Raw genomic sequence first — 25,979 nt, forward strand, 5'->3', positions numbered from 1 at the left:
ATTTTCTTTTCAGATAATATTAAACCACTCATTTTTGAGTGGTTTTTTATTTTTAAAAATTTAATAAGATAAATTTGTCCGATTTAAAATTAGTTGTATATTTGCTTCATAATTTATAATGAATAAAAGAAATTAATGTTTTCTAAAGCGTGCGAATATGGAATTAAGGCTTGTGTGTTTATTGCACAAGAATCTGTAGAAGGAAAGAGAGTCAATTTAAAACAAATTGCAAATTCTATTAATTCTCCAGAAGCTTACACAGCCAAAATTCTTCAACAATTAGTTAAAGCAAATGTGATTTCATCTGTCAAAGGAAAAATGGGAGGTTTCCAAATGGATGCAGCGCATTTAGAAGATATCAAATTAGTGAATATCATCAAAGCGATTGACGGAGATGGTCTTTATCATAGTTGCATTTTAGGTTTAGTAGAATGCGATGCTAACAAACCTTGTGCTTTACATAGCCGTGTTTTTGCAATTCGTAATGATTTGCGAGGAATGTTAGAAAAGACATCGATGTTTAATTTGATTGATGATCTAGAGAAAGGAATTGCTTTTCTTAAGCATTAAAAAAATTTGATTAAAAATAAGATAAAAATATCCGATTATCCGAATTAAAAAATTACAACAATGAACCTATTAATAGAACTTCCTCAAACAACTGCTTCTCATATGAGTTATACTGTAACAGTAAATCTAAATGAAGCGTGCGAAAGGCATCATAAAACATTATTTTTTTGTTGGAATATTCGTGCTGGAATAGATAAAGGAGTCGATATTCAACGAATTGTTGATTATGTAAATTGGTATGGGGAAAAAGTGTTATTCAAAAAATTTGAGATAGAAGAAAATTACTTGTTTTCGCTTTTAGATGAAGATCATTACTTGGTAAAAAGAGCATTGAAAGAACATAGACGTTTGAGACGCTTGTTTAAAATAGATGCAAAAAATCCGATGAAAAGTTTGATTTATATCGAAGAAGAATTGGATTTGCATATCAGATTTGAGGAGAAACAAATGTTTCCTGAATTTGAGAAAAATGCAACACAAAAAAAGTTAAAAGTAATTAAAGAACAATTTAATTCACTTTTAACTAACACAGATTGGAAAGATCAATTTTGGTTATAGATCTTTCGTAACCATAAATTTTTACTTATAATTTTTTAGATGATTTTTGAAAAAGAAAAGCTCGATTTTGCAGGTCGAGCTTTTTGCTTTTTTATGTGTTAAGGAAATTATTTCTTAATCTTCACTTCAAAGATTTTGTCCCAAAGCTTTCCAGTAACTAACATATTTCCGTTGTCTTTGAAAGCGATTCCGTTCAATTCTTGCGCTTGTGGATTTCCTTGTTTTCCTTTCAATTCAGCAAAATTAAACTCAGCTTTTACAGCGCCAGTTTGCGGATCTATTACCACGATATTACTGTTATCTGCGTGTCCAGATTTTAGGTAAACATTTGCATAAATTAAACCATCGTGAAACTCAATTTCATTCAAATAACTATACGGTTGTGTGTTATCAAAAGCTTGTACAGTTCTTAAATAATTAAAGTTTTCGTCGAAAAAATGAATACGTTGAGAACCTTCTGTAATAGCCAATTCTTTACCAATTGTAGTAATTCCCCAGCCTTCGATAATTTGAGCTGGCATATCAAATTTTTCAACTTGATTAAAGTTCAAATCATATTTATAAATGACACGATCTTGCCATGTTAATTGATAAATAAAACCATTCAGTTCTGTAATTCCTTCTCCAAAAACATCGTCTTTAATTTGATATAATTTTGTAGGTTCAGTTGCCCCCAATTTATATTCAATCAAACGTGTTTTTCCTCCGCGAAGTCCAGTTCCTTCGAAAATATTTCCGTTTTTGAAATAAAAACCTTGCGTAAAATAATCTGGATTATGTGGATAAGTTCCTACAATTTCATAATTCCATTGTGCAGCCGGCTCATTTGCATAAACCACAAACGTAAAATCGCGCGAATTTGTTTCTTCTTCTCCTTTGAAGAATTTCAAATTAACCGTATGGTTTCCTAATCCAATTGTTTTTCCGTTAATCGTAAAATCAGCAGGAACTTCTTGTCCATCCACCGAAACTACAACTTTCGTAATTCCATCCAAATTAGTTAATGGAATATCGATTTTGTCGCCAATTTTGTATTTATTTTGTTCAATTTTCGAAACAATTTCAGTGATTGCAGTATTGTTTTTTCCTGTCGAATCTTTACAAGAAAATAACACTGAAGAGAAAACTGTTGCACAAACTGAGGCAGCGATTAAATATTTTTTCATTTGATGTGTTTTATGTTTTATGAATTAGGTTGCTAATTCTACTACAAATATATTTTATTTTGTTCGATTCGGATTATTTTTTACAAAGGCATCCCAACTCGAATAAGAACTTGACGTTCCAGTTGTTTTACCCGAATTTAGATAATGACAAACCGCAACGGCAAGACCATCTGTGGCATCCAAACGTTTCGGAATTTCTTTCAATCCAAGTAAATGCTGTAACATTCCCGCAACTTGTTCTTTCGAGGCATTTCCGTTTCCGGTAATCGCCATCTTAATTTTTTTTGGCGCATATTCTACCACAGGCATATCGCGATGCAGGCAAGCGGCAATACAAACGCCTTGCGCACGTCCAAGTTTTAACATAGACTGAACATTAACGCCAAAAAACTGCGCTTCAATGGCTAATTCATCAGGATGATATTGATCGATAATGGCTAAAGTTTTTTCGAAAATCTTTTTCAATTTCGTTTGCTGGTTCGGAAGTTTGTGCAACAACAATTCGTCTAAAGTAATCAACTTTATTTTGTTATTTTTGACTTCAATCAAACCAAAACCCATCACCATTGTTCCAGGATCAATCCCTAAAATAATCTTTTCCATCGTTGCGAAGGTATTAAGATATTCTGAAAATTAAGCCGAATTTCGACTCGCATTAATATTTCCGAATAACGAACGCATCACAATTTGCTCATAGATTGATTTGAACTCACTTTCATGATGAATTTTGTTCAACGCAAATTGTTGAATCGTTAATAATGGTAACACAATTTTTTCGCGCATTTGTACCGAAGATTTGTTCAATGGTTCGTCTTGCATCAATTCTGTGTAACCCGAAATTTCTAAACATAATGCTTTTGATAATTCAAATTCATCGTGCAAAATATTCCAAAATTCACCATATTCAGGATCATTTTTCATATAAGATGTTAATGGAAAATAAGTTTTTTCCATCGACATCATACTATTCTGGATCAATGTTTTGAAGAAGCTCGAATTCTTGAATAAATCTTTTACATCCTCTAAATGACCTTGTTTTTTCAATTCATTTATAGCTGTTCCAACACCAAAATATCCCGGAACATTTTGTTTTAATTGACTCCAAGAACCCACAAATGGAATAGCACGCAAATCATCAAACTCTAATTTTTTATCACCACCTCGTTTACTCGGACGGCTTCCGATATTCGTTTTTCCATAATAGTTAAGCGTACTCATATTTTCTAAATAAGGTAAAAATGAAGGATGCGCTTTCAAATCTTCGTATTTCTGATAACTAATTGTGGCTAATTTATCAATCAAAATTCGCTCATCTGGCGAAATCTGACTTGTGCTTATAGAGAAAACATCCGAAATGATACCAGCCGTGTACAATTGTTCAAAATTATATTTTGCCTGCGGCATTGTTCCGTAATTCGACGTAATTGTTTGCCCTTGAATCGTAATTTGAATTTCGTGATTCGCAATTGTTTTCCCTTGAGAAGCATAAAATTCGTGTGTTTTTCCACCGCCACGTGCAGGAGGTCCACCACGACCATCAAAGAAAATAACTTCGATTTGATTTTTATCCGAAACATTCGAAAGGATTTCTTTGGTGCGATATATTTCCCAATTCGCTTTGATGTAACCGCCATCTTTTGTCCCATCCGAAAAGCCTAGCATAATCGATTGACGCTGTTTTCTACGTTCTAAATGTTGCGCATAAATAGGTAAATTATACAATTTATTCATTGTATTTTCAGCACCATCTAAACCTCTAATCGTCTCGAAAAGTGGCATAATATCAAACTTAATTTCATCGTCTTTATAGCCGCAAAATTTGAATAAAGCATAAACATTTAAGACATCGAAAATGGTTTCAGAATTTGAAATAATGTATCGGTTAACACCTAATTCACCATTTCGTTGCTGAATCGTTTTTAATTGATAAATATTTCTGATTGTATCGACGACAATATCATCTTCAAAATCTTCAGGCTTAGCTGTAAAAGAAGGATTTGTTAACAATTCGATTTGTTCTGCTTCGCTTAAATCTTTCAGATTAATTCCAGTATATTTTTCAATAATTTGGTTAATTACTTTTTGATGAACACGCGAATCTTGACGGATATCCAACGAAGCAAAATGTAACCCGAAAATATCAACACGTGTGATAAAATCGTCTAAAATATCCAAGAAAATTCCGTTGTGTTGTTCAATCAAAATTGTACGAATAGTCTGTAAACGTGTCTTGATTTCATCAATTGTAATTGTTCCATTTTCATTGAACATATTTTCGTAAATCAAATTACTCAACGCTTTCAAAGGTTCTGTAACATGCTTGAATGTTAATCTACGTTGAACAATTTTAAGATGATTGTAATAATTTTTTAAGATACTTGTACGCAATAAACTTGCAACTTTCCATGTAATTTCTGCTGTTACAAATGGATTTCCATCGCGATCGCCTCCAGGCCAAAAACCTAATTGAATAACAGGAGATTTTAGAGGTTCACTTTCTGTAAAAAACAATTGGTTGATTTCGTTATACAATCGTCCAATTGTTTGATAATATACATTTCTCAAATAATAAATAATAGAAACAGCTTCATCGTAAGGAGTTGGTTTTTCTTCGTTGATAAAAGGTGTTTTTCCTAATTGTTGCAACAATAAATCAATTTTACTTACCGAATCTTGTTGAATTGCATCGCGTAAATCCTGAATAATTTGTTGAACATTTGTCGGATAAAATTGCGTTGGATGTGCTGTAAAAACAACTCTCGTCACAAAATCTTCGATTCTGGTTTTTACTTGCTCCATTTTACCTTGCGCTTGTGCAATATGGTAAATGCTTTCCAAACTTCCTTTTTCATTTTCGGAATGTAATGACGGAAATGCAGCATCTTCGATACTATCAAACAAAACAACTTGTCGCTCGATGTATTGTATCATTCGAAACATCAAATCGATTTGTTCTTGTTCGGTCTTTAAATCGGTGTATTTCTCAAAAAAATTGTTGATGATTTCATTTGGCGATTTACCTTCTGGTAAACCTTTTTGACTTTCATCGTACAAAAACGGAATCAACGATCCAATGTTTTGCATTTTTTCGTAGGGCAGACTCATAAAGAGACTGTTGTAAATTTGAAACTTATTTTCCACAATTTGGTGGAATTTAAGTTCAGATAAATTCGTACTTCGCATTAATAGGTATTTTTTCTCTTAATAGTAAATTTACTTGTTTCGAGGTAATTATCCTATTTATTTTAAACCAAAAAAAGAGAATCGTATTGATTCTCTTTTTTATTATGATCGATTATTTAATTCAATTAATGGTTCAATAAACTCTCTTGTATTTGATAAACGAGGAACTTTATTTTGTCCACCTAATTTACCTCTTGAAGCCATCCATTCGATGAATAATTTTGTGCGTGCTTTGTGTACAATCGGTCGATTAAGTGTCATATTATTGTAACGTTTTGCTTCGTAATCGGAATTAACTTCTTGCAAACCTTTATCTAAACAATCAATAAATTGCTCAAAATTTTGAGGTTCTTTATCAAACTCTATTATCCATTCGTGAGCGCCTTTTTCTTTTCCTTGCATAAAAATTGGACCAGCACTATATTCAGAAACGATCGAATTTGTTTGCATACAAGCACGTTTCAAAGCTTCTTCTGCATTTTCTATCATCAATTCTTCTCCAAATGCATTGATATAATGTTTTGTTCGTCCAGAAACAACAATTCTGTGTGGATTTGTAGACGTAAAACGAACTGTATCACCAATAATATAGCGCCATAAACCTCCATTTGTTGTAATTACCATGGCGTAATTTTTACCAACTTCAACTTCTCCAATTGTTAAAAATCGTTGAGTTTCTGAACCAAATTCTTCCATTGGAATAAATTCGTAAAAAATTCCGTTGTCTAATAATAACAACAAATCTTTGCTGTGCAATTGATCCTGAATTCCAAAAAAACCTTCGGAAGCATTATATAATTCGAAATAATTTAATTTTTTCTGAGTAATTAAATTATAGTTTTCTGCATAAGGTTTGAAGCTGATTCCACCATGAAAAAACACTTCGAGATTTGGCCATAATTCGTCCAAATAATTCTTTCCAGTTTCGGCTAATAATTTATTCAAAACGACTAACATCCATGAAGGAACACCAGTTAAAGAACCAACATCTTCATTTTTTGTTGCATTAATAATAGCATTCATCTTTACATTCCAATCAGACATTAGAGAAATCTCACGATTTGGAATGTTTTTCATTTCTGCATAAAAAGGTAAATTATCAATCAGAATAGCTGACAAATCACCAAAACGCGTATCATATTTTTGATAAAGTTCACTACTTCCGCCAATTCTTAAGTTTTTGTGCATAAAAATATCCGTTTCGGGATAAGCATTTAAGTACAATGCAAACATTGTTTTTCCTGCTGCGTAATGGCAATCTTCTAAGGATTCATTACTAATCGGAATAAATTTACTTTTGGCATTTGTTGTTCCAGAAGATTTCGCAAACCATTTTATTTTTCCATGCCAAGTAACATCTTTTTCACCTTTTCTTGCTAATTCAATATAAGGTTGAAAATCCTCGTAATGCACTGCAGGGACTTGCTCTTGAAATTTATGTGTCGTTTTGATTTCGTCAAAATGAAATTCTTTTCCGTAAATAGTCGATTTGGCTTTTTTGATATTCTCAAATAACACACGTTCTTGCGTACCAACTGGATTTTTGATACTTTCCTCGATGATATTCATTCGGCTACGCATCATAATTTCCATAATCTTATTGACTATTCCCATCCGCTAAAAGTTTTGTAGATTTACACAAAATTAATTAAACTTTTTTAGCAAGATGCAGTTTGAAGGACAAATTCGTAAAATGACAACTGAAAATGGAACGCCAATCAATTATTATTGGAATTTCAAGAATGATTTTATTGTTATGAATCAATTGTTAGGAAAAAAAATCAAGATTAACTTTGATCATTACGAATGTTTAAACTGTCACGAGGACAAAGAGATTTATCAGATGGGATATTGTAAAAATTGTTTTTTTACAGTTCCAGAAGCTAATCCAAGTATTATCAATCCAGAACTTTCTACAGCACATTTGGGAATTGCGCAACGTGATTTAGAGTTTGAAACGAAATTCGAATTGCAACCGCATATTGTGTATTTGGCAAATTCATCAGGAATAAAAGTTGGTGTAACGCGTTTAACGCAAGTGCCGACACGTTGGATCGATCAAGGAGCTTCAGAAGCTATTATTATTGCGCGAACGGATAATCGTTACGAAGCTGGAATGATAGAGGTTTCGTTGAAAAATGTTATTGCTGATAAAACAAATTGGCAAAGAATGTTGAAAAACGATGTGCCAGAAATTAATTTGTTCGAAAAGTATCACGAAATCAGAAATGAAGTGAATCCAGATTTTCAAAAATTTTTGGTTGATGAGCCAGAAGTTTGGAAGTTAGACTATCCAGTTTTATCTTATCCAGAAAAAGTAAAATCATTAAACTTGAAAAAAACGCCAGAAATAAAAGGTGTTTTGAAAGGAATAAAAGGTCAATACTTGATTTTTGAAGACAATACCGTTTTCAATGTTCGAGGTCACGAAGGTTTTTACGTCAATTTTGAAGTATAAAATTTATTTTACAATAAGATATATTCAAAAGTCGGTTCTGCAACAGAATCGACTTTTTTTGTTTCTATCTATTTGATTTCAATAAAAATACTTGTTTTTTATCTTATTTATTTTTACATTAGTTATAATCAATTAACACAAAAAATAGGAATTATGAAAGCAAGTGCATTACTTATGGTTGGCGGTATTTTGGCTTTAACAGCATGTAATAAAAAATCAGATTTGCCAGATTATAAGGTGAAAGAAGCAGTTTTAGATGTTTACAAATACAGAGCAGATAAGCCAGATTCACTTTTTTCGAAAGTAGAAGGCGTAAATGTGGATGATTTGAATGCGGTGGTTAAACAATATGGGCCAGTTGATGTCTACAACTTTGAGAAAATGACGCCTCTTGAAGATGGTGACAAAACAGTTTACGAAGCAGTTTATAAAGTATCTTTTAAAGGAGCAGAAGGTACAGAAACTTTTAAAGTACGAAAAATTGATAAACTAGACGGAATTGTTGTTGGCTATGCAAGTGATGTAAAACCTGTTGCTGAACCAAATGATTCATTGGCTGTAAAAAAGGATTCGGTGAAATAAATATAAAAAAATAATAAATACGTAATGATTTATTGAAAAAGTTTGTATATTCGTTATCAATAATGAAACAAAACGGATTAAATACAATCATTTCAATTACGACGACTTCTAGTGTTCACACTTAGAGGAGTTTTGTTATGTATTTAATTCTAAAAAAATAATGCAAAAGCATCTTCTCAAAAGGAAGATGCTTTTTTTATGATCAAAATTTAAATTATGAAAGTTTTAAAATTCGGAGGAACATCAGTCGGATCGGTAGAAGGTATCCGCGCGGTCGTAGAAATTGTTAAACAGGAAAAGCAACAAAATAACTCGATTATTTTGGTTGTGTCTGCTATTTCTGGTTTGACCAATTTATTAACCAAAATGTCTGAAGAAGCTTCATCAGGAAATTTTGATGAAAATGATTTAAAACTTTTTCAAGACAAACATTTCGAAATTGTAAAAGCTTTAATCGATGTGCCGAATCAAAATCCGATTTTAACAAAATTAAAATTGTTGATGAATGAGTTGGAAGCATTATTAGAAGGGGTGGAAATTCTGAAAGAATTAAGCCCTCAAACAAAAGATTTGATTTTGAGTTTCGGCGAAAGATGTAGTGCTTTATTAATAGCAAAAGTAATGCAAGAGCATGTTGGAAATTCATTGGCGATTAATGCATCAGATTATATTTTGACTGATCATAATTTTGGTCAAGCGAATGTTATCGAGGAAAAATCGTTTCAGAATATTCAACAATTAGCAAAAGATTATTCGGATAAATTATTAGTTGTAACAGGGTTTATTGCTGCTAATGAAGAAGGACGAGTGACAACTTTGGGAAGAGGAGGTTCTGATTACACTGCGGCTTTGATTGGTGCGGCTTTACATGCAGAACAAATTGAAATTTGGACAGATGTAAATGGAATGATGACGGCGGATCCTCGTTTTGTGAACAAAGCTTTTTCGTTAGAAAATTTATCGTATACAGAAGCGATGGAATTGTCGTATTTCGGTGCGAAAGTGATTTATCCGCCAACAATGGCTCCAGCTTTTAAACTTCGAATTCCGATTTTAATTAAAAACACATTTCAACCGGATTTTGAGGGAACAAAAATTCAGTTCGATTCGCAACCAACAGATTATCCAATTAAAGGAATTTCGTCGATCAAAGATATTGCGTTAGTCAATATAAAAGGAAGCGGTTTGGTCGGAAAATTGGGCTTTAGTGGGAAACTATTTTCACTTTTAGCGCAACATCATATCAACATTGTGTTGATTACGCAATCTTCGTCAGAGCATAGTATTACGCTTGCGATTCATCATAACGAAGTCGAAAAAGCGAAGCAATTAATAGAAGAAGAGTTTTGTTTGGAAATTGCAGCAAAATGGTTGGAACCAATTGAAATTGAAGAAAATCTCGGAATTATTGCAATTGTTGGAGAAAACATGAAGAAAATGGTTGGTGTTTCGGGCAAGTTATTTTATGCATTAGGACGAAATGGAATCAATGTCAGAGCGATTGCGCAAGGTTCTTCGGAGTATAATATTTCGGTTGTGATTAACGAAAATGATTTGTCAAAAGCTTTAAATGCGGTACATGATGCGTTTTTTAATCATTTGAAAAAAACAATTCATGTTTTCAATGTTGGAGTAGGAAATATTGGGTCGACATTTTTAAATCAATTAGAAAAACAGAAAGATTTTTTAGCAAAAAATAATGATATCGAGATTAAATTGGTTGGATTATCAAATTCAAAAAAAATGATGTTTGATGAAAACGGAATTAATTTATCGAATTGGAAAAATGAATTAGAAAATTCTTCTTCTCCAGCTGATTTGAATGAATTTATCCAAAAAATGAAACAGTATAATTTACCAAATTGTGTTTTTGTTGATAATACTGCGAGTTCTGATTTGCCAAATTATTACAAACAAATTTTCGAAAGCAGCATATCGGTTGTAACATGTAATAAAATTGCGAATTCATCTTCTTATCAAGAGTATAAAAAATTGAAAGAAACTGCTCGAAAATATGGCATTGATTTCCTTTATGAAACGAATGTTGGAGCAGGTTTACCAATTATTAGCGTGTTGAAAGATTTAAGAATGAGTGGAGATCAAATCTTAAAAATTGAAGCAATTTTATCAGGAACAATTTCGTATATATTTAATCATTTTAAAGGTGAAAATACATTTGCCGAAGTTGTAAAGAAAGCGCAAGAATTAGGTTATACAGAACCAGATCCTCGCGATGATTTGAGTGGAATAGATTTTATGCGAAAAATGTTGATTCTTGCTCGTGACAATGGTTACGAAATTGAAGCGGGAGATGTAAAAATCGATTCTATTTTGCCTAAATCTTGTTTAGAAGCTGCAACTGTAGAAGATTTTTATCAAGAATTAGTCAACGAAAATGATTATTTCGAAAAGATAAAACATCAAGCAGATGAGGAGCAGAAAGTGATTCGTTACATCGGGATTTTAGAAGATGGAAAAATATCAATTTCGTTAGAATTGGTTGATAATCAACATCCGTTTTATGCTTTGTCTGGAAGCGATAATATTATTTCGTTTACAACAGCGCGTTACAAGGAACGTCCTTTGGTTGTGAAAGGACCTGGAGCTGGTGCAGAAGTTACGGCAGCTGGCGTTTTTGCAGATTTAGTTAATATAAGTTCAATACGATAAAAGATGAATCAAATAATCGAAAATAAATATAAGCTTGATCAAGCGAAGTTTTTAGAAAAAGTACATGTTTTTGCTCCTGCAACAGTTGCCAATATGATCTGTGGATATGATATTTTGGGCTTTGCGGTGGATTATCCAGGTGATGAGGTAATCATGAAAAAGACAGAAAAGTTAGGAATCGAAATTCTGACAATTACAGGTGACGAGGGGAAATTGCCTTTGGATGCGATGAAAAATACAGTTTCTCATTCGGCATGGAAATTATTTTGTGATTTAGGTCTACAAGATTCTTTTGGATTATCGATAGAATTACACAAAAAAATGCCAATTGGAAGTGGTTTAGGTTCAAGCGCGGCGAGTACAGTTGCTGGACTTTTTGCATTGAATGAATTATTAGGAAAACCACTTTCTAAAAATGAGCTTTTACCTTATTGTATGGAAGGCGAACGATTGGCTTGTGGTGCTGCTCATGCGGATAATGTTGCGCCATCGTTGTTTGGTGGAATTACGTTGATTCCTTCTTATGAGTCGATTTTGGTGCGTTCTTTACCTGTTCCTGAAAATTTATATGTCACACTGATTTACTCAAAAGTAGAAGTGCCAACAAAGGATGCGCGCAAATTAATTAAAGATAAAGTGCAATTGAGTAAAGCAATAAAACAATGGGGGAATATTGCAAGTTTGGTTGCGGCGCTTTATGAGAATGATTACGAAGAAATTGGTCGTTCGATGCAGGATGATATTGTCGAACCAAATCGTTCTTTATTGATTCCGTATTTTAATGAAATGAAAAGTATTTCGCTCGAAAATAATGCATTAACATTCGGTATTTCTGGTTCTGGACCAACAGTTATGGCGTTATCTAAAAGTAAATTGGATGCAGAAAATATCGAACAAAAATTAAATAATTTTTTGACGATAAAAGAAATTGAACATTTATCATTTGTCTCTAAAATTAATCAACAAGGACCTTACATAAAACACTAAAAATGAAATTATATAGTACAAATAATCATAATAACAGAGTCGATTTTAAACAAGCGGTTTTCCAATCTTTGCCAGAAGATAAAGGATTGTATATGCCTTTGTCGTTGGAAAAATTAGATGAAAATTGGTTGAATTCTATTGAAAATTATTCATTTCAAGAGATTGCGAAAAAGGTGACAAATCACTTATTAAAAGATGATTTTTCTGAAGAAACGATTAATAATTTAATTGATGATGTAATTAATTTTCCTGCGCCTTTGGTGTTTTTAGAAGATGATTTAGCTATTTTGGAATTATTTCACGGACCTTCTTTTGCTTTTAAAGATTTTGGAGCAAGATTTATGAGTCGCGTGATGGCACATTATTCAAAAAAAGATAATCAATTGTTAGATGTTTTGGTCGCAACTTCTGGCGATACAGGAGGCGCTGTAGCACTTGGCTTTCTGGGAGTAGAAGGAACGAGAGTAACGATTTTGTATCCAAAAGGAAAAGTGTCGCTGATACAAGAATTGCAATTAACGGCGAATGGAAAAAATATTCGTGCCATAGAAATCGACGGAACTTTTGATGATTGTCAAGCATTGGTCAAGCGAGCTTTTTTAGACAAAGATTTAATGAAAAATCTAAACTTAACCTCAGCAAATTCAATTAATATTGCTCGCTTAATTCCGCAATCTTTCTATTATTTCGAGGCATTTGCCCAAGCAAAAAGAAAAGGTTTTGAGAAAGTTTCTTTTGTTGTTCCGAGTGGAAATTTTGGGAATATTACGGCAGGTATTTTAGCTTCAAAATTAGGATTGGAAGTGGAACAATTTGTTGCGGCTACGAATGCGAATGATACAGTTCCTTCATTTTTAAAAACCGAAAATTATCAACCAAAACCTTCTGTACAAACGTTATCGAATGCAATGGATGTTGGAAATCCGAGTAATTGGGTTCGCGTGATGGAATTTTTTGAGCAAGATGTGGAGCAATTAAAATCAAAAATGGTTTCAAAAGCTTATTCTGATGTAGAAACAATAAATGCAATCGTAGAAATTAATCAAGAATACAATTATATTGCTTGTCCTCATACGTCAATTGCCTGGTTGGCGGCGAAGGAATACCAAGCGAAAAAGCAAGATGAAAAAGAGTTAGTGGTGTTTTTATCGACAGCGCATCCGTGTAAATTTCCTGAAGTTTTTCCGAAAGAAATACAAGATAAAATTGTCTATCCAAAAGAAGTAGAAGAATTGAAATCGAAACAATCGAATAAAGTTGAAATGAGCAATAATTTTGATGAGTTGAAAAATTGGTTGTTGAATAATTAATAAATTAAAAAGCAAAGTTTCTAACTAAATAGAAGCTTTGCTTTTTTTGAATAGTATATTAATGATGGAAAAATTATCCAATCATTAACGAAAAGAGTGTGTTGTCTGTGTTAAGATATTGATAGTCGAAATGATGATTTTCTAATCTAAAAATTAAACCATCTAAATCCTCTTTTTTGTCTAATTCAATGCCAACTACTGCTGGACCTGTTTCTTTGTTATTTTTTTGTGTGTATTGGAAATAGGTGATGTCATCATTTTCACCCAAAACTTCGTTCACTAATTCTTTTAAAGCGCCAGCACGTTGAGGAAAATTGATAATGAAATAATGTTTCAAACCTTCATATTGCAAACTTCTTTCTTTTATTTCTTCCATTCGCGTAATGTCGTTGTTGCTTCCACTAAGCACGCAAACCACATTTTTTCCTTTGATTTCTTCCTTGAAAAAATCTAAAGCCGAAACACTCAAAGCGCCTGCTGGTTCTACAACAATTGCGTCTTCATTGTACAAACGCAAAATGCTCGAACAAACTTTTCCTTCTGGAACAGCACAAGTTGTTTCTAAACCTTCTGCACAGATTTTGTAGGTTTTTTCACCTGCTTTTTTTACAGCTGCGCCATCTACAAAAGGGTCAATCTTCGCTAATGCAACAGATTGTTTTTGTTTGATAGCTTCTGCCATACTTGCTGCGCCACTCGGTTCTACGCCAATAATTTTGGTGTTTGGACTAAGTGTTTTCATCACAGAAATAACGCCAGATGCTAAACCTCCACCGCCAATTGGCACGAAAATATAATCGATTGGTTGATTGCATTGATTCAAAATTTCTAAAGCAACAGTTCCTTGTCCTGCGATTACTTTTTCGTCATCAAAAGGATGAATAAATGTAATATTTCCTTCTTGGGATAATTGATGTGCAAAAGCCGATGCATCATCAAATGTATCACCATGTAAAATGATTTCGATTTGATCTTTCCCAAACCATTTTACTTGTTTTATTTTTTGTTGAGGTGTCGTCGTTGGCATCACAATTTTACCTTTGATATTTAATTGTTGACACGAATACGCCACACCTTGCGCGTGATTTCCTGCACTTGCGCAGATTACACCATTATTTTTTTCTTGTTCTGATAACTGAACGATTTTATTATAAGCACCACGTAATTTGTATGAACGGACGACTTGTAAATCTTCTCGTTTTAGATAGACATTCGCATCAAATTGACGACTTAAATTTTCATTGAAATCGAAAGGAGTGTTTTTGGCAACTCCTTTCAAATTCATTTGTGCTAAGTTTACTTCGTCAAGCGAAACGCCTAAGGTCTCAGTTTTCTCACTTCTAAGTCCCTTTGTCATAATTCACTATTTTCTTAGTTATTTTAATATTTGATTATGCCGTTTTTATGGTTTTCATAGCAGTCATTGCTTTACGAAGTTTTTTTCCCACAGTTTCGACAGGATGATTACGTAAAACATCATTTATGTGTACCAATGTCGCATTGTCAACAGCATTGTCTTTTCCTTCGTTGTAATTTTTTCCGACAACGTCTACGTTTACTTTTGTCATAAAATCTTTTAACAAAGGTTTACAAGCCTGATCGAAAAGATAACAACCATATTCTGCTGTATCAGAAATTACACGATTCATTTCGAATAATTTTTTACGAGCAATTGTATTTGCAATCAATGGTGTTTCGTGTAATGATTCGTAGTAAGCAGATTCAGGTTTAATACCTGCTTCCACCATAGTTTCGAAAGCTAATTCAACTCCAGCACGAACAAAAGCAACCATTAAGGTGTAATTGTCAAAATATTCTTGTTCAGTAATATTTGTATCTCCAGCTGGTGTTTTTTCAAAAGCAGTTTCTTCAGTTTCAGCTCTCCATTTTAATAAGTTTTTATCATCATTCGCCCAATCTTCCATCATTGTTTTACTAAATTCACCCGAAATAATATCGTCTTGATGTTTTTGGAACAATGGACGCATAATTTCTTTTAATTCTTCTGATAATTCAAAAGCTTTTACTTTAGCAGGATTGCTTAATCTATCCATCATACCGCTAACTCCACCATGTTTTAAGGCTTCTGTAATTACTTCAACTCCATATTGAACTAATTTTGAAGCGTAACCAGCATCAATTCCGTTTTCAACCATTTTATCGAAAGAAAGAATAGAACCTGTTTGTAAAAGACCACATAAAATGGTTTGTTCTCCCATTAAATCTGATTTTACTTCTGCAACAAATGACGATTTTAAAACGCCTGCTCTGTGACCACCAGTTCCTGCACAATATGCTTTTGCTTGATCAAAACCTTTTCCTTCGGGATCATTTTCTGGGTGAACGGCAATTAATGTTGGAACTCCGAATCCTCTTAAATATTCTGCACGAACTTCCGAACCTGGACATTTTGGAGCAACCATTATCACCGTGATATCTTTACGAATTTGCATACCTTCTTCTACGATATTGAATCCATGAGAATATAAAAGTGTAGCACCTTGTTTAATAAGTGGTTGAACAGTATTGATAACTTGCGTATGTTGTTTATCTGGTGTTAAATTCGCTACTACATCAGCATTTGGGATTAATTCCTCGAAAGTTCCTACTGTAAAATTATGACTTGTTGCATTTTTCCAAGAATCTCTTTGTTGTTCAATCGCTTCTTTGCGTAACGCGTATGAAACATCTAAACCGCTGTCTCGTAGATTTAATCCTTGGTTTAAACCTTGCGCACCACAGCCTACAATCACAATTTTTTTGTCTTTTAATGCGTCTGTACCTTTTGCGAATTCTGAGTTATTTAGAAATTCTGCTTGTCCTAGTTGATATAATTGATCTCTTAATGATAGTGAATTAAAGTAATTAGTCATTTTTGTTTTTTTAATAAAATTATTTGTTGAATTGTTTGTCTTTACATTGTGAAAACTGAGGTTCCTTCGTTTAGGAATTCATTTTCGATTACTTCTTTTGATGGCTCGTCTTTTTCGAATTGTAATAATTTTTCATGGAAACCAGCACTTGCTTTGATAATTGCTATTCTAGCTCCTCGAACAAATTCTATTAAGCCATATTTAGTCAGCTCTTGTGTTAGATTATCAATTTCCTCACGATGACCAGCTGTTTCAAAAACTGTATAATCATTACGGATTACGACTGTGTTTGCACCATATTGACGTAACAAACGTTCTACATATGCCTTCTCTGCAATAATATTGGTTGGAACTTTGTATAAAGCTTGTTCTTGCCAAATTAATTCATCATTATTGTTGAAATAAGCTTTAAGAACGTCTATTTGTTTCTCAATTTGCATGCAAAGTTTTCGAACAACTTCTTCAGATTCTTCAATAACAATTGTAAATCGGTGTACATTTTCTATTTCTGATGGAGAAGTGCTTAAACTTTCAATATTAATTTTTCGTCGAGTAAAAATTCCTGCAACTCTTCCCAAAATTCCTATGGAATTTTCTGTATATAGCGTAATTGTATATTCTCGTTTTGAGTCCATAATCATTTATTTTAATCTAATTTCAGAAACACTTGTACCTTGCTCTACCATAGGAAATACATTGTTTTCTTTTCCTACAACTACTTCTAAAAGGTAAGAACCATCATGTTCTAACATTTCTTTTAATGCATTTTTCAAGTCGTTTCTTGCTTCTATTTTTTGACCTTCTATTTGATAAGCTTTTGCAAGCGCAACAAAATCTGGACTTGTAATATCTACGAATGAATAGCGTTTGTCGTTGAATAATTCTTGCCATTGACGAACCATTCCAAGGAAGCTATTGTTTAGGATTAACATCTTTACTTTTGCTCCAAATTGCATAATAGTTCCCATTTCTTGTAAAGTCATTTGGAAACCACCATCACCACAAACCATGACAATATCTTTTTCTGGTGCTCCATACCACGCTCCAATTGCAGCAGGTAAACCAAATCCCATTGTTCCTAATCCTCCTGATGTAACCAAAAGCTTAGAATCTTTGAATTTCGCATAACGACAAGCCGACATTTGATGTTGCCCAACATCTGTAACAATTACGGCTTCTCCGTTTGTTAACTCATTTAATGTGTTGATAACTTCAGCCATAGACATTACATCAGTTGTTGGATAGAATTCTTTATCAATAACTTCTGTACGTTCTTCTTTTTCGAGATCTCTAAATTCTTTTAACCATTGAGAATGATCATTAGGATGAATCAAATTTGTTAATAACGGAAGTGTTTTTTTACAATCTCCCCAAACAGGGACAGCAACTTTTACATTTTTACCAATCTCTGCTGGGTCAATATCAAGATGAATCACTTTGGCTTGTTTTGCATATTTGTCTAAGCGTCCAGTTACGCGATCATCAAACCTCATTCCTATGGCAATTAATACATCGCAATCATTTGTTTTAACATTAGGTGCATAATTACCATGCATACCTAATAAACCTACATATTGTGGATGATCAGTATCTAAAGAACTTAATCCCATCAAAGTTGTTGCTACAGGAATTCCAGATTTTTCTAAGAAATCGTTTAATTCTTGTTCAGCTTTTCCAAGTAATATTCCTTGACCAATAATCGCAAATGGTTTTTTTGCTTGATTAATAAGTTTAGCAGCAGCTTTTATATATTCAGTTCTTATCTCTGGTTCTGGTCTATAACTGCGAACATGCGTGCATTTCTCATACTTTTTCTTTTCGATAAGTTGTATTTGAGCATTTTTTGTAATGTCAATTAAGACAGGTCCTGGTCTTCCAGAGCGAGCAATATGAAATGCTTTTGCTAGAACATCATTTATTTCTTCTGCATCAGTAATTTGATAATTCCATTTCGTGATAGGATTAGTAATATTGATAACGTCAGTTTCTTGAAAAGCATCCGTTCCTAAAAGAGAAGCGAAAACTTGCCCTGTGATACATACAATAGGATTGCTATCAATCATGGCATCTGCAATTCCAGTGACTAAATTCGTTGCGCCTGGACCACTCGTGGCAAAAGCTACACCTACTTTTCCTGAAGTTCTTGCATAACCTTGCGCAGCGTGAATGCCTCCTTGTTCATGACGAACTAAAATGTGTTCTAATTTATCTTTGTAATCATACAAAGCATCATATATAGGCATAATTGCGCCACCAGGATAGCCAAAGACTGTTGTAACTCCTTCGGACAATAAAGCGTTAATAATCGCTTGTGAACCTGAAATTTGAGTTGGTTTATTGGTCAGTAAGACATCCTTCTGAAGCGTTTCCGACTTGCTTTGCGTATTTGTATAAGACTCCATTTTTTACTTTTAATGCGGGTTGTTTCCAGTTATTTTTTCGATTTTCTAATGTTTTTTCATCAATCAAAAGGTTTAATTCATTTTTGTTGATGTCAATTTCGATGAGATCATTATTCTCGACTAATGCGATTGGACCTCCTTCAAAAGCTTCTGGTGTTATGTGACCGACGACAAATCCGTGCGTTCCGCCACTAAATCGTCCGTCTGTAATCAAAGCGACTTTATCTCCTAATCCAGCTCCAATAATGGCAGATGTTGGTTTCAACATTTCTGGCATTCCAGGACCACCTTTCGGACCTTCGTTTCGGATGACGATAACGCTTCCAGCTTTGATTTGTAAATCTTCGATTGCTTTTAAAACTTCAACTTCGCTATTAAAAACTTGTGCTTTTCCTTTAAAATAAAAACCTTCTTTTCCAGATATTTTAGATACCGATCCGCCAGGAGCAAGGTTTCCGTAAAGCATTTGTAAGTGTCCAGTTTCTTTTATGGGATTAGATAATGGACGAATAATATTTTGTTTAGAGAAATCTAAATCAGGAACCGATGCTAAATTTTCGGCTAATGTTTTTCCAGTAACCGTTAAACAACTTCCATCGATTAAATCTTCTTGTAACATATACTTTAAAACAGCAGGAACTCCACCAACTTTACTCAAATGTTCCATCAAGTATTTTCCACTAGGTTTTAAGTCTGCTATTACTGATGTTTTATCGTTAATTGCTTGTATATCGTCTAATGATAATTTGATATTCATAGTCGCTGCAATTGCTAATAAGTGCAAAACAGCATTTGTGCTTCCGCCTAAAACAACAATCGTTTTGATGGCATTTTCTAAAGAATTCTTCGTGATGATATCACTTGGTTTAATATCTTTTTCTAATAAAACTCTTAGATAATGCGCTGCAGTTGTACATTCGTTTTTCTTTTCTTGGCTAAGAGCAGGATAAGAAGATGAATAAGGTAAACTCATTCCCATCGCTTCAATCGCCGCTGCCATTGTGTTTGCTGTATACATTCCGCCACAAGCACCTGGACCAGGACAAGCATTCTGAATGATTCCACAAAAATCTTTGTCATCAAGATTTCCGTTTAATTTTTTTCCTAATGCTTCGAAAGCAGAAACAATGTTTAATTCCTCTTCTTTGTAATGTCCCGGAGCAATTGTTCCACCATAAATCATGATCGAAGGACGGTTTAAACGTCCCATTGCCATAATCGATCCTGGCATGTTTTTATCACAACCAGGAATAGTAATTACGCCATCGTAAAAGTGTCCTGCACAAACAGTTTCGATAGAATCTGCAATGATTTCTCTACTTACTAAAGAGTAGCGCATTCCTGAAGTTCCGTTGGTAATTCCATCGCTAATTCCGATAGTGTTGAACTTCAATCCGATTAGGTTTTCGGCTTTCATTCCATCTTGTACCAACTGTGCAAATTGATTCAGATGCATATTGCAAGTATTTCCATCGTACCCCATACTTGCAATTCCGATTAGCGGTTTTTTTAGGTCTTCGTTAGTTAGGCCAATCCCATGTAACATCGCTTGTGACGCGGGTAAAGTGTCATCTTGCGTTACGGTTCGGCTGTGTTTGTTTAGTGCTTCTTTGTTGTTTTTCATCACTGTTTATTTGACATTTGTTTGTATTAAAAACATAAAAAAAGCCACCTTAAATTAAGGTGGCTCATAAAAAATCGTTCAAAAAATTCGTCATAAAACCACCTTTCCTAATCGTAAGACCAAGACTAAAATAATAATGATAATAATGACGAAATTGTTTTGCATAATATTGTTTAATTAATTTTTCTCCATAAAAAAAGCCACCTCGTTATGAAGTGGCTTTAATTGTTATTTTGTACGTACACAATTAATTACCACTCCTTGGGATAAGAATGACTAAAATAATCAAGTTGATAATGTTGTGAACTAATTTCATTTTCTTTTTTTGATAAATCAAAGCTAGGATTAATTTTTTTAACTTAGCTCAACTTTTTTTATAAATTTTCCGAAAAATTTTCATTAATTGAAAATTCGCATTTTAACATTGCTTTTTTTGAAGATTGTTTAAAAATAAGTTTATAAAATTTTATATTTGCAAAACTTTGGAACAGAAAACTATTCACAACGTTTTTAGCTTATACGATTCTTCAGATTTCGTACAGAAGCTTATTGTCAATTTTAAAAATAATCCACAGCATAAAGTCAATATCAAAGGTTTTTTAGGTTCAGGATTGAGCATTATAACTGGTCATTTATATGATCGTGTTGCGCGTCCTACGATTCTAATTTTTGATGATAAAGAAGAAGCGGCTTATGTGTTAAATGATTTGGAAACTTTGTTTGATAAAGAACAAATTCTATTTTTTCCGTCTTCTTATAAGCGTCCTTACGAAATTGAGGAAGTAAATAATGCAAATGTTGTTATTAGAACAGAGGTTTTAAATGTATTATCGCATTCGAAACGCCCAAAAATTGTGGTGACATATGCGGAAGCCTTGTCTGAAAAAGTAGTGACAAAAAAAGCGCTTTCTACGAATACACTTAAAGTGAAGGTTGGAAATGATTTAGGAATTGATTTCTTAACGGAGGTTTTATCTTCTTATAATTTTCATCGTGTTGATTTTGTTTCTGAACCGGGAGAATTCTCGATTCGTGGTGGAATTATAGATGTTTTTTCGTTTTCGAATGAGCATCCTTATCGAATTTCGTTGTTTGGTGATGAGGTGGAAACCATCAGAACGTTTGATATCGAGAATCAATTGTCCATTGCAACGACAAAAGAAATTACGATTATTCCAAATCTTGAGAGTAAATCGATTAACGAAAAACGAGAAAGTTTCTTAGAATATATTTCGAAAGATAGTTTAGTTATCGCGAAAAATATTTCTGTTTTAGCGAAACAAATCACCAAGAATTTTGAACAAGCGGAAGTTGCTTTTTCAGAATTGAAAGGAGAAATTAAACAAGCAGAACCGAATCATTTATTTTTGAATGAGAATGCATTTCTTCAACAAATTTCATCTTATGGAGTTATTGAATGTTCCATGAAATCTTATTTTGAAACAGTTGAAGAAATAGAATCACCATTCAAACCTCAACCAAGTTTTAATAAGCAATTCGAGTTATTAATTGATGATTTGAATGAGCATAAAGCCGAAGGTTTCAAAAATGCACTGATTTGTTCCAATGAAAATCAAATCAAACGTTTCGAAGAAATTTTTGATGATATCGGAAAAGAAGTTTCATATATTCCCGTTTTGGGATCTATTTATCAAGGTTTTATTGACGAAGAAATCAAATTAACGTGTTATACGGATCACCAGATTTTTGGTCGATATCATAAATTCAATCTTCGAAATTCATTTTCCAAAAAAGAAGCGATTACGCTAAAGGAAATCAATTCGTTGCAAGTTGGAGATTTTGTGACGCATATAGATTATGGGATCGGAAAATTTGCAGGTTTGGTACGATTGAATAATAATGGCGTAACGCAAGAATCAATCAAATTGATTTATCAAAATAATGATATTCTGTATGTTAATATTCATTCGTTGCATAAAATTGCAAAGTTTAGAGGAAAAGATGGCGCTGAGCCAAAAATTTCAAAACTTGGATCTCCAGCTTGGAAAAATTTAAAGAATAAAACCAAAGCTAAAGTAAAAGAAATTGCTTTCGATTTGATTAAATTATATGCGAAACGCCGTGCCAGAAAAGGTTTTGCGTATTCGCCTGATACGTATTTGCAAAATGAGTTGGAAGCATCTTTTATTTATGAAGATACGCCCGATCAGTACAAAGCGACGCAAGATGTAAAAACGGATATGGAATCTGAACGCCCAATGGATCGTTTGGTTTGTGGAGATGTTGGTTTCGGGAAAACAGAGGTTGCGATTCGTGCGGCGATGAAAGCAGCTGTTGATGGAAAACAAGTTGCTGTTTTAGTGCCAACAACGATTTTAGCTTTTCAACATTTCAAGACATTTTCAGAGCGTTTACGAGATTTGCCTGTGAAAGTTGCTTATCTCAATCGATTTGTAACAGGAGCAAAGAAAAAAGCTGTTTTAGATGGTTTAAAATCTGGTCAAGTTGATATTGTGATAGGAACGCATCAATTGGTTAATCCAAAAATTGAATACAAAGATTTGGGATTATTAATTGTGGATGAGGAACACAAATTTGGTGTTGGTGTAAAAGATAAATTGAAAACACTTCGCGAAAATATTGATACATTAACCTTGACTGCGACGCCAATTCCGCGTACACTTCAATTCTCGTTGATGGCTGCGCGTGATTTATCGGTTATCAAAACTCCTCCACCAAATAGACAACCTGTCGATACGCAATTGGTTGGTTTTAATGAAGAGATTTTCCGTGATGCGATTATGTACGAAATGCAACGTGGTGGACAAGTTTATATCATTCACAATCGTGTGCAATCGTTAAAAGATATTGCTGGAATGGTACAACGATTAGTTCCTGATGCGAGTGTGGCGATTGGTCATGGACAAATGGATGGGAAAGAATTAGAAGCCGTTTTACTCGATTTTATTGATGGTCGATATGATGTTTTTGTGTCAACAACTATTATCGAATCTGGTTTAGATGTTCCGAATGCGAATACGATTTTAATTAATGATGCGCAGAATTTCGGTTTGGCAGATTTGCATCAAATGCGTGGACGTGTTGGTCGTAGTAACCGCAAAGCGTTTTGTTATTTGGTTGCGCCACCACTTTCGGTTTTAACGGACGAAGCGCGTAAACGTTTGCAAGCAATTGAGCAGTTTTCTGATTTAGGATCAGGATTCAATATTGCGATGAAAGATTTAGAAATTCGTGGAGCTGGAAATCTTTTAGGTGCTGAACAAACAGGATTTATGATGGATATCGGTTTCGAAACGTATCAAAAAATCTTGAATGAAGCGATTGAAGAATTGAAAGAAACAGATTTCAAAGATTTGTTCGAAGATCAAAAATCGGAAGAAGTAAAATCGTATGTATCGGATGTGCAAATTGATTCGGATTTACAAATTATGTTCCCCGACGAATACATTGAAAGTTCGGAAGAACGTTTATTGTTGTACAAAGAATTAGCTGATGTCGAAACTGAAACAGATTTACAAACGTTTAAAAATAATTTGATTGACCGCTTTGGAAAATTACCAATTGAAGCCGAAAATTTATTGGAATCAATTCAACTGAAATGGATCAGTAAAAAATTAGGTTTCGAACGTTTGGTGATGAAAAATGGTGTTTTATTGGCTTATTTTATTAATAAACCACAAAGCGAATTTTATCAGTCAGATGAATTTAGATTAATTTTAAATTACGTTCAAAATAACCCTAAAAACATCAATTTTAAGGAAAAATCACCCAAAAAAGGAGAAGAGTATCCAACATTGTTAGTACGATTTGAACATATTAAAACTGTGCATGAAGCACTGCAAAATCTACAAAATTTATTAATTCATTAACTTTTTTAAGTTTTAATTAGTAATCTAATAAAATACATAGGGAGAATTGACCAAGTTGTTAGTTCTCCTTTTTTTATTCAATCATTAAACTTCCGATATAGATAAATAATATATAATTTATCATATAAAGAACTATAACTAGCTGAAAACTAATTTACATAAATAATATGATATTTTATTATTATTTTTATCGATAAAATATTAGTTGGAAAAATAGTAAAGTAGTTATGGAAACAGCATCAAGTTATATTCCTATTCTCATTCTTTTTGTGATTGCTTTTGCGTTTGTAGCGGGTACTATCGTTGCGACACATTTTCTTGGGCCATCGAGAAAGACAGACGAAAAATTAGAGAATTTCGAGTCTGGGATTGAGAAAGTTGGAAATGCAAGACAGCCATTTGCAATTAAATACTTCTTAGTAGCCATTTTATTCGTGTTATTCGACGTAGAGGTAATCTTCTTTTACCCATATGCAGCGAATTTTAAAGAGTTAGGTTGGGAAGGTTTTGCAGCAGTTGTAACATTCGTTGGATTATTCTTTGTGATGTACTTGTATGTACGCAAAAAAGGAGCTCTTAATTGGGAAAAATAGAGCGATTAAAATTCTAAAATAATAGTATAATGATTCATAATAAAAGACCAGTAACACACAATACCAATGTGAAGATTGTAGAGTCTCCAGGAGGTTTTGAAGGTGAAGGTTTTATGGCGATGCAACTATCAAAAGTAGTTGGATTAGCGCGTAAAAACTCTATTTGGCCTTTACCATTTGCGACAAGTTGTTGCGGAATCGAGTTTATGGCGACTATGGGTTCGACATACGATTTGGCACGTTTTGGATCTGAGCGTTTGGCTTTTACGCCTCGTCAGTGCGATTTGTTGATGGTAATGGGTACAATTTCTAAAAAAATGGCGCCAGTTCTGAAGCAAGTTTACATCCAAATGGCAGAACCTCGTTGGGTGATTGCTGTTGGTGCTTGTGCAAGTTCGGGAGGAATTTTTGATACATATTCGGTCTTACAAGGAATTGATGAAGTAATTCCAGTAGACGTATATGTGCCAGGTTGTCCGCCTCGTCCAGAAGCAATTATCGATGGTGTAATGCGTATTCAGGAGTTGGTAGAGAGCGAAAGTGTTCGTCGCAGAAGTAGCGAAGAATATCAACAACTTTTAGCAAGTTATGGAATTAAATAAGTTGAAATAATGGACAATTCATTTATAAAAGACCGTTTGGTTCAGAAGTTTCAAGAAAATATATACGGATACGAAGAGCATTTCGGTGTATTGACTTTATACGCTAACAAAGATTTCAATCTAAAGATTTTACAATATTTATATGATGATGAGCAATTATCTTTCAAATTTTTGAAGGATTTAACTGCTATTCATTATCCTAATAATGTTGGAGAAGAATTGGTTGTAACCTATTTAGTTTATAATCTATATGAAGGAGTTGAGGTTCGATTAAAATTTGCTTTACCAATCGAAAAACCTTCGATTTTTACCGCAACTAAATTATTCGAAACAGCTAACTGGTTAGAGCGCGAGGCGTATGATTTCTATGGAGTTGATTTTGTAGGACATCCAAATTTAATTCGTGTCATGAATGTTCCAGAAATGGATTATCATCCGTTACGCAAAGAGTTCCCATTAGAGGATCAAACACGTAAAGACAAAGACGACGATATGTTTGGTCGTGGTGGAGATTTTAATTACGGAGGTTTTAATGTAAAAGCAAATTAAC

The 25,979-nt window shown here is 33.4% G+C and carries 20 protein-coding genes; 11 read left to right on the forward strand and 9 right to left on the reverse strand.

Annotated features, from left to right (window positions below; translation table 11 throughout):
- The first annotated feature begins 135 nt into the window (after nucleotides 1-135).
- Together N5E64_RS05550 and N5E64_RS05555 are read left to right on the forward strand one after the other, a co-directional pair.
- Nucleotides 136-570 carry an Rrf2 family transcriptional regulator gene (locus tag N5E64_RS05550; RefSeq protein WP_038336279.1) on the forward strand — a complete coding sequence of 145 codons (435 nt, stop codon included), beginning with the start codon at nucleotides 136-138 and terminating at the stop codon, nucleotides 568-570.
- Nucleotides 571-630: 60 nt separating this feature from the next.
- On the forward strand, nucleotides 631-1,128 hold the full coding sequence (locus N5E64_RS05555; protein ID WP_052217884.1) for a hemerythrin domain-containing protein: 498 nt from the start codon (nucleotides 631-633) through the stop codon (nucleotides 1,126-1,128).
- 107 nt (nucleotides 1,129-1,235) lie between these two features.
- Here the strand turns inward: N5E64_RS05555 and N5E64_RS05560 are convergent, their stop codons facing one another.
- The 4 genes from N5E64_RS05560 to N5E64_RS05575 all read right to left on the reverse strand — a co-directional run bounded on the left by N5E64_RS05560 (nucleotide 1,236) and on the right by N5E64_RS05575 (nucleotide 7,091).
- The gene (locus N5E64_RS05560; protein ID WP_280036217.1) at nucleotides 1,236-2,294 is read right to left on the reverse strand and encodes a glutaminyl-peptide cyclotransferase; all 1,059 of its coding nucleotides are present in this window, start codon (nucleotides 2,292-2,294) and stop codon (nucleotides 1,236-1,238) included.
- Nucleotides 2,295-2,348: 54 nt separating this feature from the next.
- Complete coding sequence (gene ruvC, locus N5E64_RS05565) at nucleotides 2,349-2,897, reverse strand: crossover junction endodeoxyribonuclease RuvC (protein WP_038336282.1); 549 nt, start codon at nucleotides 2,895-2,897, stop codon at nucleotides 2,349-2,351.
- A 30-nt stretch (nucleotides 2,898-2,927) separates the two neighbouring features.
- A complete protein-coding gene (locus tag N5E64_RS05570) occupies nucleotides 2,928-5,477 on the reverse strand; it encodes a phosphoenolpyruvate carboxylase (RefSeq protein ID WP_280036233.1) in 2,550 nt (849 codons plus the stop codon).
- A gap of 102 nt (nucleotides 5,478-5,579) precedes the next feature.
- Entirely contained in the window at nucleotides 5,580-7,091 is a 1,512-nt protein-coding gene (locus N5E64_RS05575) for a GH3 auxin-responsive promoter family protein (protein ID WP_280036234.1), read from the reverse strand.
- 52 nt (nucleotides 7,092-7,143) lie between these two features.
- On the opposite strand from N5E64_RS05575, the gene N5E64_RS05580 reads away from it, so the two are divergent.
- The 5 genes from N5E64_RS05580 to thrC all read left to right on the forward strand — a co-directional run bounded on the left by N5E64_RS05580 (nucleotide 7,144) and on the right by thrC (nucleotide 13,484).
- Nucleotides 7,144-7,935: a DUF2797 domain-containing protein gene (locus N5E64_RS05580; RefSeq protein WP_125348888.1), complete on the forward strand. Its 792-nt coding sequence runs from the start codon at nucleotides 7,144-7,146 to the stop codon at nucleotides 7,933-7,935.
- Between the two features lie 153 nt (nucleotides 7,936-8,088).
- On the forward strand, nucleotides 8,089-8,517 hold the full coding sequence (locus N5E64_RS05585) for a hypothetical protein (RefSeq protein WP_147280028.1): 429 nt from the start codon (nucleotides 8,089-8,091) through the stop codon (nucleotides 8,515-8,517).
- 216 nt (nucleotides 8,518-8,733) lie between these two features.
- Nucleotides 8,734-11,187 carry a bifunctional aspartate kinase/homoserine dehydrogenase I gene (thrA, locus tag N5E64_RS05590; protein WP_280036238.1) on the forward strand — a complete coding sequence of 818 codons (2,454 nt, stop codon included), beginning with the start codon at nucleotides 8,734-8,736 and terminating at the stop codon, nucleotides 11,185-11,187.
- Nucleotides 11,188-11,190: 3 nt separating this feature from the next.
- On the forward strand, nucleotides 11,191-12,174 hold the full coding sequence (locus N5E64_RS05595; RefSeq protein ID WP_125348891.1) for a homoserine kinase: 984 nt from the start codon (nucleotides 11,191-11,193) through the stop codon (nucleotides 12,172-12,174).
- A gap of 2 nt (nucleotides 12,175-12,176) precedes the next feature.
- Nucleotides 12,177-13,484 carry a threonine synthase gene (gene thrC, locus N5E64_RS05600; RefSeq protein ID WP_125348892.1) on the forward strand — a complete coding sequence of 436 codons (1,308 nt, stop codon included), beginning with the start codon at nucleotides 12,177-12,179 and terminating at the stop codon, nucleotides 13,482-13,484.
- Nucleotides 13,485-13,557: 73 nt separating this feature from the next.
- On the opposite strand, the gene ilvA is transcribed toward thrC, so the two are convergent.
- The 5 genes from ilvA to ilvD are packed head-to-tail and all read right to left on the reverse strand — an operon-like array spanning nucleotide 13,558 to nucleotide 20,383.
- Entirely contained in the window at nucleotides 13,558-14,841 is a 1,284-nt protein-coding gene (ilvA, locus tag N5E64_RS05605) for a threonine ammonia-lyase IlvA (RefSeq protein ID WP_221854717.1), read from the reverse strand.
- 34 nt (nucleotides 14,842-14,875) lie between these two features.
- Nucleotides 14,876-16,357 (reverse strand): ketol-acid reductoisomerase, encoded by a 1,482-nt coding sequence (gene ilvC, locus N5E64_RS05610; protein ID WP_280036239.1) that lies wholly within the window; start codon nucleotides 16,355-16,357, stop codon nucleotides 14,876-14,878.
- Nucleotides 16,358-16,398: 41 nt separating this feature from the next.
- Complete coding sequence (ilvN, locus tag N5E64_RS05615; RefSeq protein ID WP_125348895.1) at nucleotides 16,399-16,992, reverse strand: acetolactate synthase small subunit; 594 nt, start codon at nucleotides 16,990-16,992, stop codon at nucleotides 16,399-16,401.
- A gap of 6 nt (nucleotides 16,993-16,998) precedes the next feature.
- A complete protein-coding gene (gene ilvB / locus N5E64_RS05620) occupies nucleotides 16,999-18,759 on the reverse strand; it encodes a biosynthetic-type acetolactate synthase large subunit (protein WP_280036240.1) in 1,761 nt (586 codons plus the stop codon).
- On the reverse strand, nucleotides 18,692-20,383 hold the full coding sequence (ilvD, locus tag N5E64_RS05625) for a dihydroxy-acid dehydratase (RefSeq protein WP_280036241.1): 1,692 nt from the start codon (nucleotides 20,381-20,383) through the stop codon (nucleotides 18,692-18,694). Before ilvD ends, ilvB begins: the two co-directional genes overlap by 68 nt.
- A 482-nt stretch (nucleotides 20,384-20,865) precedes the next feature.
- On the opposite strand from ilvD, the gene mfd reads away from it, so the two are divergent.
- The 4 genes from mfd to N5E64_RS05645 all read left to right on the forward strand — a co-directional run bounded on the left by mfd (nucleotide 20,866) and on the right by N5E64_RS05645 (nucleotide 25,978).
- Nucleotides 20,866-24,234, forward strand: a complete 3,369-nt coding sequence (gene mfd, locus N5E64_RS05630; protein ID WP_280036243.1) for a transcription-repair coupling factor — start codon at nucleotides 20,866-20,868, stop codon at nucleotides 24,232-24,234.
- Nucleotides 24,235-24,461: 227 nt separating this feature from the next.
- Nucleotides 24,462-24,827 (forward strand): NADH-quinone oxidoreductase subunit A, encoded by a 366-nt coding sequence (locus N5E64_RS05635; protein WP_115002285.1) that lies wholly within the window; start codon nucleotides 24,462-24,464, stop codon nucleotides 24,825-24,827.
- 29 nt (nucleotides 24,828-24,856) lie between these two features.
- Nucleotides 24,857-25,429, forward strand: coding sequence for an NADH-quinone oxidoreductase subunit B (locus tag N5E64_RS05640; RefSeq protein WP_038333376.1), 573 nt, complete (start codon nucleotides 24,857-24,859; stop codon nucleotides 25,427-25,429).
- Between the two features lie 9 nt (nucleotides 25,430-25,438).
- Nucleotides 25,439-25,978 (forward strand): NADH-quinone oxidoreductase subunit C, encoded by a 540-nt coding sequence (locus N5E64_RS05645; RefSeq protein WP_038333373.1) that lies wholly within the window; start codon nucleotides 25,439-25,441, stop codon nucleotides 25,976-25,978.
- The last annotated feature ends 1 nt before the right edge of the window (nucleotide 25,979 follow it).

The sequence above is a fragment of the Empedobacter sp. GD03739 genome, from assembly GCF_029843245.1.
GTDB lineage: Bacteria > Bacteroidota > Bacteroidia > Flavobacteriales > Weeksellaceae > Empedobacter > Empedobacter falsenii_B.

Bases quoted from the DNA above. Each gene is read 5' to 3' on its own strand.
- ilvB (WP_280036240.1), bottom strand. From the start codon at position 18,759: ATGGAGTCTTATACAAATACGCAAAGCAAGTCGGAAACGCTTCAGAAG.
- ruvC (WP_038336282.1), bottom strand. From the start codon at position 2,897: ATGGAAAAGATTATTTTAGGGATTGATCCTGGAACAATGGTGATGGGT.
- N5E64_RS05555 (WP_052217884.1), top strand. From the start codon at position 631: ATGAACCTATTAATAGAACTTCCTCAAACAACTGCTTCTCATATGAGT.
- N5E64_RS05575 (WP_280036234.1), bottom strand. From the start codon at position 7,091: ATGGGAATAGTCAATAAGATTATGGAAATTATGATGCGTAGCCGAATG.
- N5E64_RS05550 (WP_038336279.1), top strand. From the start codon at position 136: ATGTTTTCTAAAGCGTGCGAATATGGAATTAAGGCTTGTGTGTTTATT.
- N5E64_RS05645 (WP_038333373.1), top strand. From the start codon at position 25,439: ATGGACAATTCATTTATAAAAGACCGTTTGGTTCAGAAGTTTCAAGAA.
- ilvC (WP_280036239.1), bottom strand. From the start codon at position 16,357: ATGACTAATTACTTTAATTCACTATCATTAAGAGATCAATTATATCAA.
- N5E64_RS05635 (WP_115002285.1), top strand. From the start codon at position 24,462: ATGGAAACAGCATCAAGTTATATTCCTATTCTCATTCTTTTTGTGATT.
- N5E64_RS05560 (WP_280036217.1), bottom strand. From the start codon at position 2,294: ATGAAAAAATATTTAATCGCTGCCTCAGTTTGTGCAACAGTTTTCTCT.
- thrA (WP_280036238.1), top strand. From the start codon at position 8,734: ATGAAAGTTTTAAAATTCGGAGGAACATCAGTCGGATCGGTAGAAGGT.
- N5E64_RS05585 (WP_147280028.1), top strand. From the start codon at position 8,089: ATGAAAGCAAGTGCATTACTTATGGTTGGCGGTATTTTGGCTTTAACA.
- ilvN (WP_125348895.1), bottom strand. From the start codon at position 16,992: ATGGACTCAAAACGAGAATATACAATTACGCTATATACAGAAAATTCC.
- N5E64_RS05595 (WP_125348891.1), top strand. From the start codon at position 11,191: ATGAATCAAATAATCGAAAATAAATATAAGCTTGATCAAGCGAAGTTT.
- thrC (WP_125348892.1), top strand. From the start codon at position 12,177: ATGAAATTATATAGTACAAATAATCATAATAACAGAGTCGATTTTAAA.
- ilvD (WP_280036241.1), bottom strand. From the start codon at position 20,383: ATGAAAAACAACAAAGAAGCACTAAACAAACACAGCCGAACCGTAACG.
- N5E64_RS05580 (WP_125348888.1), top strand. From the start codon at position 7,144: ATGCAGTTTGAAGGACAAATTCGTAAAATGACAACTGAAAATGGAACG.
- N5E64_RS05570 (WP_280036233.1), bottom strand. From the start codon at position 5,477: ATGCGAAGTACGAATTTATCTGAACTTAAATTCCACCAAATTGTGGAA.
- ilvA (WP_221854717.1), bottom strand. From the start codon at position 14,841: ATGACAAAGGGACTTAGAAGTGAGAAAACTGAGACCTTAGGCGTTTCG.
- N5E64_RS05640 (WP_038333376.1), top strand. From the start codon at position 24,857: ATGATTCATAATAAAAGACCAGTAACACACAATACCAATGTGAAGATT.